At 40.4% G+C, this 12,597-nt stretch carries 14 protein-coding genes; 12 read left to right on the forward strand and 2 right to left on the reverse strand.

Translation table 11 applies throughout. The features are described 5' to 3' along the window. Position 1: 1 nt before the first annotated feature. Positions 2-451 carry a hypothetical protein gene (locus V6668_RS03295; RefSeq protein WP_036614193.1) on the reverse strand — a complete coding sequence of 150 codons (450 nt, stop codon included), beginning with the start codon at positions 449-451 and terminating at the stop codon, positions 2-4. A 359-nt stretch (positions 452-810) separates the two neighbouring features. Between V6668_RS03295 and V6668_RS03300 the strand changes: the two genes are divergently transcribed. From V6668_RS03300 to V6668_RS03345, 10 genes are all read left to right on the forward strand, one after another. Next, positions 811-1,440, forward strand: coding sequence for a winged helix-turn-helix domain-containing protein (locus tag V6668_RS03300; RefSeq protein ID WP_051447352.1), 630 nt, complete (start codon positions 811-813; stop codon positions 1,438-1,440). 385 nt (positions 1,441-1,825) lie between these two features. Then, complete coding sequence (locus V6668_RS03305; RefSeq protein WP_162158989.1) at positions 1,826-2,434, forward strand: winged helix-turn-helix domain-containing protein; 609 nt, start codon at positions 1,826-1,828, stop codon at positions 2,432-2,434. 26 nt (positions 2,435-2,460) lie between these two features. After that, entirely contained in the window at positions 2,461-2,904 is a 444-nt protein-coding gene (locus V6668_RS03310) for a hypothetical protein (RefSeq protein ID WP_036614191.1), read from the forward strand. Positions 2,905-3,158: 254 nt separating this feature from the next. Further along, positions 3,159-3,668 carry a MauE/DoxX family redox-associated membrane protein gene (locus V6668_RS03315; protein WP_036614188.1) on the forward strand — a complete coding sequence of 170 codons (510 nt, stop codon included), beginning with the start codon at positions 3,159-3,161 and terminating at the stop codon, positions 3,666-3,668. After that, positions 3,665-4,066 (forward strand): hypothetical protein, encoded by a 402-nt coding sequence (locus V6668_RS03320; protein ID WP_036614185.1) that lies wholly within the window; start codon positions 3,665-3,667, stop codon positions 4,064-4,066. Before V6668_RS03315 ends, V6668_RS03320 begins: the two co-directional genes overlap by 4 nt. A gap of 1,437 nt (positions 4,067-5,503) precedes the next feature. Beyond that, on the forward strand, positions 5,504-5,956 hold the full coding sequence (locus tag V6668_RS03325; RefSeq protein WP_101315043.1) for a MerR family transcriptional regulator: 453 nt from the start codon (positions 5,504-5,506) through the stop codon (positions 5,954-5,956). A gap of 228 nt (positions 5,957-6,184) precedes the next feature. Beyond that, entirely contained in the window at positions 6,185-7,405 is a 1,221-nt protein-coding gene (locus V6668_RS03330) for an MFS transporter (protein ID WP_036614180.1), read from the forward strand. An 18-nt stretch (positions 7,406-7,423) separates the two neighbouring features. Next, positions 7,424-7,846 (forward strand): universal stress protein, encoded by a 423-nt coding sequence (locus V6668_RS03335; RefSeq protein ID WP_338707698.1) that lies wholly within the window; start codon positions 7,424-7,426, stop codon positions 7,844-7,846. 163 nt (positions 7,847-8,009) lie between these two features. Continuing rightward, a complete protein-coding gene (locus V6668_RS03340) occupies positions 8,010-9,434 on the forward strand; it encodes an aldehyde dehydrogenase family protein (RefSeq protein WP_338707699.1) in 1,425 nt (474 codons plus the stop codon). A 369-nt stretch (positions 9,435-9,803) separates the two neighbouring features. Beyond that, positions 9,804-10,616 (forward strand): MerR family transcriptional regulator, encoded by an 813-nt coding sequence (locus tag V6668_RS03345; RefSeq protein WP_338707700.1) that lies wholly within the window; start codon positions 9,804-9,806, stop codon positions 10,614-10,616. 151 nt (positions 10,617-10,767) lie between these two features. Here V6668_RS03345 and V6668_RS03350 read toward each other — a convergent pair whose 3' ends face one another. Further along, positions 10,768-11,265: a GAF domain-containing protein gene (locus V6668_RS03350; protein ID WP_036614172.1), complete on the reverse strand. Its 498-nt coding sequence runs from the start codon at positions 11,263-11,265 to the stop codon at positions 10,768-10,770. Positions 11,266-11,450: 185 nt separating this feature from the next. Here V6668_RS03350 and V6668_RS03355 point away from each other — a divergent pair, with 185 nt between their 5' ends. Beyond that, the gene (locus V6668_RS03355) at positions 11,451-11,747 is read left to right on the forward strand and encodes a hypothetical protein (protein WP_036614170.1); all 297 of its coding nucleotides are present in this window, start codon (positions 11,451-11,453) and stop codon (positions 11,745-11,747) included. Between the two features lie 199 nt (positions 11,748-11,946). Next, positions 11,947-12,519 carry a GNAT family N-acetyltransferase gene (locus tag V6668_RS03360; protein WP_076254763.1) on the forward strand — a complete coding sequence of 191 codons (573 nt, stop codon included), beginning with the start codon at positions 11,947-11,949 and terminating at the stop codon, positions 12,517-12,519. Positions 12,520-12,597 lie beyond the last annotated feature (78 nt).

The raw sequence follows: 12,597 nt of genomic DNA on the forward strand, positions 1-12,597 counted from the left end.
TCTACCTCATAATTTCCAATTGCAAAGGTTCTATCAGATCCTGAAATGAATTCATATCTTGAACAGAATGTGTAGTGACAATTTTCATATTACAATCAATTGCGAAACCAACAGGTAAAAATCTCATTTTCAAGTATTTATTCATGATATGAGGTGGAACTAAATAGAATTGAGCCCTTTCTTTAAAGTGATTGATTAACATTCCGATGCTAGATGGATCGGAGTCTAAAAGAACTACGATATTTAGATCATGATTCTTCTCAGTATACTTATCAATAACTTCTAGTGTTTGTTCACACAAGTCGCAATGAGTGCTTGCTAAAAATAGTATTAAATGATCTTCAATTAAGTCATGTAAGTTGGTGTGGTCAGAGAGAGGCATGTTTGGTAAAAAATCATCAATTTTGAGAATATCTAAGTCATATTTTTTCAAGAATTCAGGCTTTTCCATTTAATATCGCTCCTAAGTTTTTAATTATCATCATAAGGAGAAACCAAACATTCTTACATAAATAAGCCCTAAATTTTATATAATATTAATTATTTTGTTGAAAATATAGACTTTATTGTTAATTATGTGTTAATTATTATATATTGATAGAGTATAAACCAGGATTTAGTATATAGCTTCATAATATATGCTAGTACTGATTCCTAAACTTAATCTCTTTGTATGAATTAAAGATAAATATAAAATTTAATTTTTATCCATAAGATAAACAATGTCATCATTGCTGCCTTTCTCTCTTCAAACAAAGAATTGCAGAATACGCACAGAGTGTCGTGACTACAATCAAAGGAGGGATTTTATTGTCGACACTTATATGGAAGGATTATTCAGTTATATACACCGCACAAATTAACACACTACTATTAGAGACGGGAGGATTCATTATTGTTTCTGATGTTCATTCGTTTCTAAGTGTTGATCAGAACTACATTAGGTGCATCATCCTTGATTGTCCAAATTTCTCAATTAATGATTTCATTTTTCTAAGAAGAAAAGTGAAACAAGGTATAGATATAATTGTTATTGATCAAGACTGGAATAAGGAATTACATAATTTCTTGAAGAATCAGCGTTACCAATTAAAAAAAAGAGAAGCTGCATTTAATGAATTTAATTCTTCATCGTTTTGTTGTGAAGAAATGATTCAAATAAACAAAATGAATAGATCAGTGATTATTCAAGGAAACATCGAAGTTGAAATGACTAAAAAGGAATTTAATCTATTTTATTTTCTATTTGAAAATAAAGGACAGATTATTAATACAGAGGAAATAATAAAAAGAGTTTGGTCAGGGCTAACTTCCGAAGCAAATGTATACATGACTATTCAAAAGATCAGAAACAAGGTCGAAATCAATCCTAAGTCTCCTGAACTATTAGTCACTAAAAAAGGAGGGGGATACATTTTTAATTATCCAAATCAAATTTAGGATAAATTTATAGATTTATACAATTGTTTTTTTATAAACTTATGAATGTAAATGACAGAATAAATGAGAGGAGGTAATAGAATGGCATGTCCTTCTGGATGGACTCGTATTGGAACATGTACTGACTATTCTTGTAGTACATCTTCTTGTGACAATCCCGCTTATGCTGGATTTGTAATCCAATATAAGCATACTTATGACCGTTGCTCTCAAAGTGGAACAACGAAATGCTACTATGTGACTAGTACTTTTGAAGATTGCGAGTGTAGATAATAAAAATTAAGAAAGAACGCCTGCAATATACCGCAGGTGTTCTTTAATTACTAGGATTTTTGAAATGCATGTAAAGCTAATGACTATGTACCAACCGAGAAATGGAGTTCATATGAAAATTTTATTGTGGACCGATAACCTAAGTTTCCTAGCATATGTACAATCATTATTTAATGGAGCGTCTATTATTACTGTTAGTAGCAAAGATGATTTGCAAAAAATTCATTTAGGTGAAATAGAGAAAATAATTCTTCATTTATCAATGGTTAGGAAAGAACATGAATTGCAATATTTAATAAATTTATACTTAGGGGCTATAGCGGATATTTATCTGTATTATGATTCGACTAATTGTGTTGATAAGACATTTAGAATTCTTGGTAAAATTGGAATAAATGTTCAAAAAAATGTTTTGCTGAATACAAAAAAAAGTATTTATGCTTCAAAATTACATTTAGATTTTGACAGAAAAGCTGTCTTAAAAAATAATAAATGTATTGATTTAAGTTCTAGGGAATATCAAGTTCTTCAATTTCTCATTAATCATTGTAATAGTGTTGTTTATACAACCGAACTCTTGAAATCTGTTTGGAAAGGCTTTGGTTGTGAAGCTAATGTTTATATGACTATACAAAAAATAAGAAAAAAAATAGAGGAAAATCCAAAAAAACCTAAATATTTATTAACCAGAAATGGTGGCGGTTATATTCTGAAATTATAAAAATTGAAATAAAGGAAGGATTAATCATGAATTTACCATTTAAAAAAATGAATTATAGACCCTCAGTACTTCAAGTTGGTGAACTGCTGCCGAATGTACTAATTCATGAGAAAACAACATATCTATATGACTTTATTAAAGATGAGTATCTAATGATACTATTATTAAGTGTGTCTTGTAGATCTTGTGAGAGTGCACTCGAGTCTTTGGTTGAATTCAGTAAAGAACATACAGATGCTAACGTCCTTATTTTAATTGATGCTCCAGAACGAGAGAAAGAACTTTTAGAAACCATTTTTAAAAGTTATCAAATCTGTTCCTTCAGCTCAGAAGCAATGAAAGAACAACTTAATACAGGTACCATACCATGGTTATACAGTATTGATAAAGAAGGCTTTATCATAAAAAGCTACGTTTGTGGTCTGGATTATTACAATTTAGCAATACCACCATACTTTGATTATTCATAAACGTAAGGCCTACTTACTGTAACAACGCTCAGTTAATTGGAGTGTTAGTAGAAACAGCTATCTTCATACAATCGTAATACGTATGCTAACAGTAGAGTTTTCCTCTGATTAGCGAATTTTTATGATTAGACGCAAAGGCGACTGAATTTCAAGATAAATTGTTTTTTGAAATTTTTTACGTTACAAAATAGAGAATTTTTATGGTGGAACCTAAAATGTATGTTTGTCTTTCGATCTGATTACAGGAGGTCATAATGGGATTAACATTGATTCTTATAGATTATTTTTTTTCTTTTATCTTTTTCGTTTCCTTTTATTTCAAAGCAAGAAATATTTTTAACTTTTCATATGAAATCAAGAGTTACAACATTGTTCCGTCATCTTTAGCTCAAGTGGCTGCTGTCACTGTAATTATATTGGAGTTCCTGTTAGCAATCCTATATGCATTTCACGTTCTTAATCCATATAAAGAAGTTGCAACAATATGTTTATTCATATTTTTCACAATTATTACTTACAGGAAGAAACGTGAAAGCGGAATAGAATCATGTAATTGTTTTGGGAAAGTGAGCTTTCTAAATAAAAACCCAATTTTGCGAAATATATTTTTTATTGTTCTATCGTTAGTTCAAATCATTATTTCAAATCAACAAAGAGACATCAGACATTCACTATATTTATTATTGGCGTACAGTATTTTTATTGTGATTTTTGATATTTGGGATACTTTGAAAAAAATCAAGAAACTGGGGCCAAGTTTATGAATATTCTAATAATAGGTATTGTTCTAGTTGCATTAATTATTGTTTTGATTTTGATTAATCAAAACTTAAAAGATATGCAGAAGGCGTTATTGTCCAAATGTGTTTCTCAACTTAACCTAAGTAGTACTGATTCTTATAACTTCATTTTTTTAAACTATCGAGCGCAGGAATTCCAAAGTATTGAAGAAAAGTTGGCTATTGGAACATTTCAAAACACAATAGTTATCTTTGATGGTCCTGAATGGTTATTTAAAACCAAACAGAAAAAATTTAAACATATTAATTTATTACATGCCTCTACTGTTATGGTTGAACCGTCAATCTATAAAACTAACGTTGCTTACATTCTAAATGGAAGAAAATTAAAAATAATTGAAAATGCAAATAATTACTTATAAAAGATTTAGATATTATTTATTTCCAAATCTTAAATGTGGAATATAATAGGAATATCCCTAGTATAAGTTTTATATTATTATGATTGGAATACAGGGATATCGTTTCTTTGAATTAATTAAACTATTATTAAGAGGAGGAAATAGAATGGCTGGGTGTCCGAGTGGTTGGTCTTATGTAGGGAAATGTAACCAAAATAGAACATGTGAAGACGGTTGTGATATCTGGGGAATAGGGTATGTTCATAATTATGACCGCTGCAAAAATTCATCCGGAACTACAAATTGTTTTTATGTGAGTTCAGATTATGAAGGCTGTGACTGTAAACATCCTTAAGTCTAGTTTACAAGTTTCGTCGAAATGATCGTTATAAGAGTAGTAGGAGACCTTTTCATCAAGATATAAATCATTTAAATTCTCTTCTCAAGTCAAGTTCTTTTCGAAAGTAAAGGACTTGACTTGCTCTTTGAATCATATAGTAAGTTTCGTCATTTGGAAGTACTACTGATTCCGTCCTTATCTGTTCCATATGTAAATACATACGAATGAGTGTTACAGATTTATAAAGAGTAGTCTATGTTAGAAGATAAATCGTATGGGGCAGTTTTGGGAAGTATGAACAATAGTTAAAAAGCTTTTTGTTATCTAACTATATATTTAAATTATTGAAAGATGAGTAGGAGGTTTAACTATAGAATATTATTATGAAAATTATGGAAATAATTGAAGTTCTCTCGATAAGCGACGAACCTTTTTGTGATTCACCACGAAGCCTTCCTTTCCTAACGCGTTTCGCATACGTCAGTAGCCAGAATAAGGACGAAGCTGGTGAATACCTAAAAAAATATGTGCTTTTATATGTGCATCCCAATCTACTTGTTTTTCTCTTAGGACAACACTCTTCATCCGTTTGTAGTGACCTGCGCGATGAATTTAAGCAATTTTACACACCCAACCACAGTGCCCACTTGTTTATTCCTTGAACGGGCTGGCATTGGGCTTCAAAATCCAGCTTCCCTCTCCGTGCAAATTCGTGTTGAGCTTTTTAGAAATATTCTACCTGCGCTTTCAGATAAGCCGTTTCTTCTTCTGCACTAAAAAGGTTCTTCGTCCAACGTCCACGATAGTTCTCAGAACCCTCTCTGTTTTGGTTATTGCGAACCTAACCTCAGAAAATCTGATTCATATTCTTTTCTGTGTATTTACTGACAACTCAAGACGTAAATTTAAATACGGCCATATGCTGAACAACACGTAGGGTGTTGTGAGAGGTCGGCTATTCAACGAATGGGTAACCTCCTATTCAATTGAAGATAGAGAAGCGAAGAGGATGTTAAACTCGCTAAGACTTCATACACAAAATCTAACGTTGACGTTAACGTTAATATTATATATAATTATGTACATAACATTATAGACATATGTAAGAGGTGAGGGAAATGAGTTTATATAAAATCGACGACGTAGCCAAGGAATGTGGTTTGACCAAGCGAACCATTCGGTATTATGAAGAGATTGGTGTCATGCCTTCACCTCAGCGGACAGATGGCGGGACGCGGTTGTACACTCGGGAGGATATCGATTATCTGAAAAAGGTGGTTCGCGCCAAAGAGGTACTTGGATTCTCCCTTCAGGAGTTACATACCTATGTGGCAACAGCAGATGCCTTGAACGAACAACGTTTTGACTACCAGCAGACGACCGAAGTAAGAGAACGGATCGAGAAGCTTACCGCGATGGAAACAACGCTGGATGGTCAGTTGCAACTGATTGAGCAGAAACTTCAGAGCATACATGCCGTGCAGACTGAACTGGAAGAGCTGCGTGAACGCGTTCGGAGTGGTATTCAGAAGTTACAGGCACATGATCCGCAGGGTGATGAAGACGGCTAACCGAAAGCATCTAATATTTAATAAACAAAACTGTATACACATAATCGCTACATGGAGTGAGCAACATAGTACCTGTAGCGATCCTGTACAAACACCGGATGTTTTGGTGTCATTTGTGCCGTTTTGTTACCTCTAATTCTGAAAATGTATAGAATGTTTTCATTATTTTCACGGTCGTTTTCAAATATAAAACTTAACCACATAAATTATTCACAGGAGGAATTACGTATGAAAAGAGAGCCATCATTACCGGATGAATTGCCGTCATCACGTGGGGGCCTGTTATCCCAGCCGCGAGCGGTATGGGCGGTTGCCTTTGCATGTATCATATCCTTTATGGGTCTGGGTCTGGTTGACCCGATCCTGCCCGCGATTGCAGATCAGCTGCATGCTTCGAAAAGCCAGGTGTCACTACTATTTACCAGTTATAACGCTGTAACCGGGGTAGCGATGCTGATTACAGGTGTCGTATCCAGCCGGATTGGTGTGAAGTGGACGCTGCTCAGCGGTATATTGTTGATTATTATCTTCTCGTTCCTCGGCGGTACCTCAGACACGGTAGGTGCACTGGTTGGTTACCGTGGCGGTTGGGGACTGGGTAATGCCTTGTTCATCGCAACGGCGTTATCTGCCATTGTGGGACTGTCCACGTCGGGGACAGCCAAAGCGATTATTTTGTACGAAGCAGCGCTTGGTCTCGGGATTGCGGTTGGACCGCTGCTTGGTGGTGAGCTAGGTTCCATCTCTTGGCGTGGCCCGTTCTATGGGGTGGCTGTTCTGATGGCGATTGCCTTTATAAGCATTACATTTATGTTGCCCAAGATGGCCAAACCGAAAACACGCAGTTCTTTGTCCGATCCGTTTAAAGCATTAAGTTATCCTTCACTGAAAACATTGGCGATTACCGCCTTCCTGTATAACTTTGGTTTCTTTACCTTGATGGCTTATTCACCATATGTCATGAATCTGGATGAGCACGGCTTGGGTTATGTATTCTTTGGCTGGGGACTGATGCTGGCAATTACGTCGGTATTCGTGGCACCAAGATTACAACGCCGATTCGGATCGGTTCCGTCCATGAGTGTCATGCTTACATTGTTCGCGATTGATCTGGTTGTTATGGCAGTAGGTACGGTGATGGGTTCACCAACTACCGTTATTGTGGCAGTCATTGTAGCGGGGATTTTCCTTGGGATTAACAACACGTTAATTACAACGGCTGTTATGGAAGCTGCACCTGTAGAGCGTTCTGTTGCTTCTGCTGCATACAGCTTCGTTCGTTTCCTGGGTGGTGCACTTGCTCCATGGCTTGCGGGTAAATTGTCCGAGTGGTTCCTGCCGGAAACACCGTTTTATTTTGGTGCATTAATGGTTCTGGTTGGAGTCGTGGTACTGCTGGTGCGCCGTCATCATCTGCGGGATATCGATTCCGCCATTACATCTCATTAATTCACAGGAGGAATTGCAATGTTGAAACGTATATTGGTTGCTGTTGATGGTTCGGATCATGCTCATAAGGCTTTGGAACAAGCTCTGATCCTGGCTGAAGATATGAAACATCCCGCAAGTCTGTTGATCGTGCACGTGAATCCTGCCATTTCGATCAATGAACCTGCATTGGGTGTTGATCTGGAAGCTCGGATTGCCGAAGAAGGGCAACATATTATAGAACCTGTGACTAATCAGTTGTCAGGGCGTGACGTTGCATATGAAACGCTGTTGATTGCAGGTGATCCCGTTAATGAGATCTGCCGTGTGGCGCGTGAACGAGATTGTGGAATGATTGTGATGGGCGCGGCTGGGAAAGGCATGCTCGCAGAGATGATCGTGGGCAGTGTCAGTCATGGCGTGTTAAAACATGCAGAATGCCCCGTCCTGACGGTTAAATAGGTTGTGAAATCCCTTTATAATGCAATAGCTCAAGATCGCCACAATGGCTCATCAGGCACGTTACAAGCTATGATTGCCGAACACCGTAGTGGGTTGACGGCACGGAAATAGTGTATAAATAGATTAAGTTCAATAGGTTCTAAAAGGATGGAGGATGCAGCATATGAAAAAACAACATCTGTTTATCGGTGGCAAACCCACCGAATCCGTAGATTATAAAACACTTCAAGCACCATACTCCGGGGAAACGCTCGCAGAAGTCTCGTCGGCTTCAGCCGAGGAAGCGGAGGCTGCTGTTGCAGCTGCGGTTCAAGCTGGGAAGGCAATGCGCCAGATGCCTGCACATCAGCGTGCAGATATTCTGTACAAGTTGTCCTCCATGCTTGAAGAACGTAAGGAAGAAGCAGCGCGAATCATTGCGCTTGAAGCGGCAAAGCCAATTACGGCAGCACTGGCAGAGGTTGACCGGACAGTGGAAACGTATCGTTTTGCCGCCGAAGAAGCCAAGCGGCTGACCGGAGAGACGGTTCCGATGGATGCAGCCAAAGGTGGAGAAGGACGTATCGGTTATACGATGCGGCAACCTCTAGGTGTCATCGGTGCGATTACACCATTTAATTTTCCAATGAACCTGGTAGCTCACAAGGTAGGCCCAGCGCTGGCAGCGGGCAATACGATTGTTCTCAAACCTGCGGAGCAGACCCCTCTGTCTTCCTATTACATCGCTAATCTGCTTCAGGAAGCCGGATTGCCGGATGGTGCACTGAACGTGGTGAGCGGTGATGGCAAAACCATTGGTGATGTGCTTGTTGAGCACCCTAGTGTTGCTCACATTACGTTTACAGGCAGTCCAGCGGTAGGCACGAGCATTCGTAGCAAAGCAGGACTCAAACGCGTGACACTGGAGCTTGGGTCGAATGCAGCGGTGATCGTGGATAAGGACGCAGACCTGGACAAAGTGATTCCTCGATGTGTGACCGGTGCTTTCACGTATCAGGGACAGGTATGCATCTCGCTACAGCGAATCTACGTACATCGTGACATCTCGGAAGAATTCATCCGGCGTTTCGCTGAAGCGGCTAAACAAGTGGTAGTCGGAGACCCGCTGAGCCCGGATACGGTGGTCTCTGCGCTGATTACTTCCAAGGATGTACAGCGTACACTCGACTGGATTGAAGAAGCCAAACAGGCAGGGGCTGAAGTGGCAGCAGGCGGTCAAGCTGAAGGAGGCGTTCTGTGTCCAACGGTACTGATTAACGTTCCGCGTGATGCCAAGGTATCCTGTCAGGAAGTGTTTGCACCCATCGTTGTGATCAATACGGTAGATTCCGTTGAAGAGGGTATTGAACATGTTAACGATTCGATATACGGGCTTCAGGCAGGCGTATTTACAAACGATATCCATACCGCCCTCCATGCTGTCGATCAGATTGAAGCAGGCGGAGTTATGATTAATGATATTCCGACGTTCCGAGTGGATCACATGCCCTATGGTGGGGTGAAACAGAGTGGTATCGGACGTGAAGGTGTAAAATATGCTGTAGAGGAAATGACGGAATTGAAATTTGTTATGTTTAACAAAGGGTGATTCTCTTCCATTATTTTACTCAATATACCGTATGCCAATGAAAACATAACCACACACGCCTGTGCCAGAATAATGGCACAGGTTTTTTTATATGAAGATCATGGAAAAAGTTTTCAAAAATACATGCGGATTCTTCGCCGACTGCGGGTTCACATCTGATGAGACGGGTATAACATAGTTAACATACCGCAACATAACTGACCAAACGCCGCTCATATCACCGAAGCATGATGTACCCATCCAGAGCACGAGCGGAATGAAGCGGTACAGCATTGCCGAAAGTCTTATATTCTCTCATTATTCAAATACAATGCAGTATGAATTAAGCCTGAACTCTGGAGTTGCAGGACAGGCAGGAGGTGTATTCAAATGGCATATTCCATGGTTGACGTATCGGGAATGTCAGGCGTAAGTCTGAACGAACTGAGCCAGTATGCGGAGACAGGTCTTCTGAATCCGGCTTTTGGGGATATAGATGAGGACATCTATTATGAAAAGCAGGAATTGCTGAGACTCCAGCAAATCCTTTTCTGTAAGGAAGTAGGTATGAAGGAGAATGAGATTGCCCCGATGCTACGGGATAATCCTCAGGATGTCATACGCATCATGAAGCAACATCGCATTGATATTCTGGAGAAGGCACTCCGTCTGCATGGATTGATTCAGACACTGGACAAAACGATCTCTCATTTGCAAGGTGAAAAGGAAATTGATGAACATGAGCTTTATTTCGGTTTTGTAAATAAGGGGCGTCACCAGTTGCTGAATGAATCGGGTTCTGACCCTGTAGTCACTAATGATATGAACCATGTGCAGACAGACGTTGCTCAGAGGTCCGACATCCAATCTTCTAATTCATCCACATTACCTGAAAATCAGGAGTTGAAGTCAAAAGAAGATTATCTGGATTCCCAGGCAAAAATTGATCAGGTTCATCTGGACTTGCAACAGGCCATTGAGGATGGATTGGAGCCCGGTAGTGCAAAAGTACAACGGATTATTGGCAGGCATCTTGAATGGATCAAAGGTTATTATACACCCACCGCTGAGATCTATCGGGATTTGGCCAATCTGTATGTAGAGCATAAAAATTTCCGTCAGATGTACGATGGTTATCACCCGAAATTGGCTGAATTCCTGCGGGATGGGATGATGATTAAAGCGGAACATGAATTATCCTAGATGCATAAAGTAACATGGGCGAGCAAGAACATGGGTGTGAATCATAATGGATAACAAAGAGCGCAGACCTCTGAGAGGACTGCGCTCTTTGTTATTACGGGTTCTTCATCATCGTGTGTGATGAGACTCCGATCACCTTATTCATCATTTCCTAAAGGGGTATGGTTGCCTCCAACTGCTCTGTGAGCAGGCTTACGGCTTTCTCCAGGAAGACGCGGTCTTCGTCGTCAAAACGGTTTTTGATCGGGCTGTCGATATCCAGCACCCCGTAAAGTTCGCCGTTTTTGATAATCGGTACAACGATCTCACTGTTCGATGCTGCATCACAGGCAATGTGGCCTGGGAAGGCATGAACATCATCAACGACCAGGGTACGTTTTTCGGCAGCAGATGTGCCGCATACACCACGTCCCAATGGAATTCGGATACAGGCAGGCAGTCCTTGGAATGGCCCGAGGACCAGTTCTTTTCCATCATACAGATAGAAGCCGACCCAATTGGTGTCGGTCATAAATACATTGAGCAGCGCAGCAGCGTTCGCCAGATTGGCAATCGCACTAGGTTCATCGCGGATCAGAGCACTTAACTGTCCCAGGACGGCGGTGTGCTGCTCACTTCGTGTTCCTTCATAGGAAACAGCTTGAAACATGGTAAATCACCCTCCCGAGCAAAATGGTACTTATTTTCAAGATAGTGCAGAGGATGTGGTTAGTCAAGCGGAGGATTTCGGAAAGGGAAGGGAATACCTGAAGAATCCTCCTGTTTCTCAGCTTCTTACGTGGGGTAATTACTTAGCAACCACGGAGGGCTATAACCCGGGAAGGAGCTTGGCTTATGCATGCAGAGGTACAGAATCTTTTTGTACGGATTCATCTACTATATTTCGCGCAAAATCAGGATTTGAACGTTAGCGAGGCACTGCCCCTATTGGAAGAACGGGGATATCGCGTTGGAGAGCGGGAGATCAAGCAGGAGCTTGAACACCTGACACAGGAGAATTTCCTGACCGCCCACGGGGACCAATGGAGCCTGACCGGGACTGGCATCGAAGAATTCAAGGAAATCACGGCTGTGTTTGGCCGGGTTAGCGATGAATTACTGGGGAAGGGCAAGAAAACGTCCAAAGCTTAAAATTCATTAGGACAAGCCATGATTCCGTAATTCACTCAAACTTGAATTGTTCCATACGTACAACAAGACCGGGAGCGAAATTGGCCCGGTTTTTTGACGTGTATCCATGACTGAACAGTTGCCATTCGGCGCAGGTTATGATTAGATGACTAGTGAATATTATGGTCTGCGGAGATAGATCGGATCGGAGTGTCTTTATATGTATAAATGCAAAGGAAGAATTCCCGAAATGGAGACTGCGCGGCTTCGTCTGCGTAAAATGCGTCGCCGGGATGCGGCCCAAATGTTCGCATGCTGGTCAGATCGCGAGGTGACCCGTTACATGAATCTTGCACCCATGATTGGGACAAGCGAAGCGGCGGACATGATTGGACTGCTCAACCAAATGGCAGGAGAAGAGGATGCGATCCGGTGGGGGATCGAACTCAAAGAAACAGGCAAGCTCATCGGCAGCTGTGGATTCAATACATGGCAGCTTGAAGGCGCATTCCGGGGGGAGATCGGTTATGAGCTGGGACGTGATTATTGGCGCCATGGTTATATGACGGAGGCTTTCTCCGCATTGCTGCCCTTTGGATATGAGACCATGGGTCTTAATCGAATTGAAGCGCTGGTTGATCCGCGTAATCTGGCTTCCGGCGAGTTCCTGACAAACCGCGGCTTCACGCGTGAAGGATTGCTGCGACAGGTGCAACATACGTCCACCGGATACAAGGATATGGTGATGTACTCCATGTTGTATGATGAGTTCCTTCGTAAGAAAGGTAAATAAAAGAGACAATATATAATTGTTTTTATAGTTACACTTTAACGAAGAAACAGAACAAAGCTGGAGAAGCGAAGCGTTCGT

Source organism: Paenibacillus amylolyticus (assembly GCF_036894225.1).
Lineage (GTDB): Bacteria > Bacillota > Bacilli > Paenibacillales > Paenibacillaceae > Paenibacillus > Paenibacillus amylolyticus.

Coding starts and splice junctions, on each gene's coding strand:
- V6668_RS03330 (WP_036614180.1), top strand. CDS start 6,185: ATGAAAAGAGAGCCATCATTACCGGATGAATTGCCGTCATCACGTGGG.
- V6668_RS03345 (WP_338707700.1), top strand. CDS start 9,804: ATGGCATATTCCATGGTTGACGTATCGGGAATGTCAGGCGTAAGTCTG.
- V6668_RS03360 (WP_076254763.1), top strand. CDS start 11,947: ATGTATAAATGCAAAGGAAGAATTCCCGAAATGGAGACTGCGCGGCTT.
- V6668_RS03335 (WP_338707698.1), top strand. CDS start 7,424: ATGTTGAAACGTATATTGGTTGCTGTTGATGGTTCGGATCATGCTCAT.
- V6668_RS03315 (WP_036614188.1), top strand. CDS start 3,159: ATGGGATTAACATTGATTCTTATAGATTATTTTTTTTCTTTTATCTTT.
- V6668_RS03305 (WP_162158989.1), top strand. CDS start 1,826: ATGAAAATTTTATTGTGGACCGATAACCTAAGTTTCCTAGCATATGTA.
- V6668_RS03355 (WP_036614170.1), top strand. CDS start 11,451: ATGCATGCAGAGGTACAGAATCTTTTTGTACGGATTCATCTACTATAT.
- V6668_RS03320 (WP_036614185.1), top strand. CDS start 3,665: ATGAATATTCTAATAATAGGTATTGTTCTAGTTGCATTAATTATTGTT.
- V6668_RS03310 (WP_036614191.1), top strand. CDS start 2,461: ATGAATTTACCATTTAAAAAAATGAATTATAGACCCTCAGTACTTCAA.
- V6668_RS03350 (WP_036614172.1), bottom strand. CDS start 11,265: ATGTTTCAAGCTGTTTCCTATGAAGGAACACGAAGTGAGCAGCACACC.
- V6668_RS03325 (WP_101315043.1), top strand. CDS start 5,504: ATGAGTTTATATAAAATCGACGACGTAGCCAAGGAATGTGGTTTGACC.
- V6668_RS03340 (WP_338707699.1), top strand. CDS start 8,010: ATGAAAAAACAACATCTGTTTATCGGTGGCAAACCCACCGAATCCGTA.
- V6668_RS03295 (WP_036614193.1), bottom strand. CDS start 451: ATGGAAAAGCCTGAATTCTTGAAAAAATATGACTTAGATATTCTCAAA.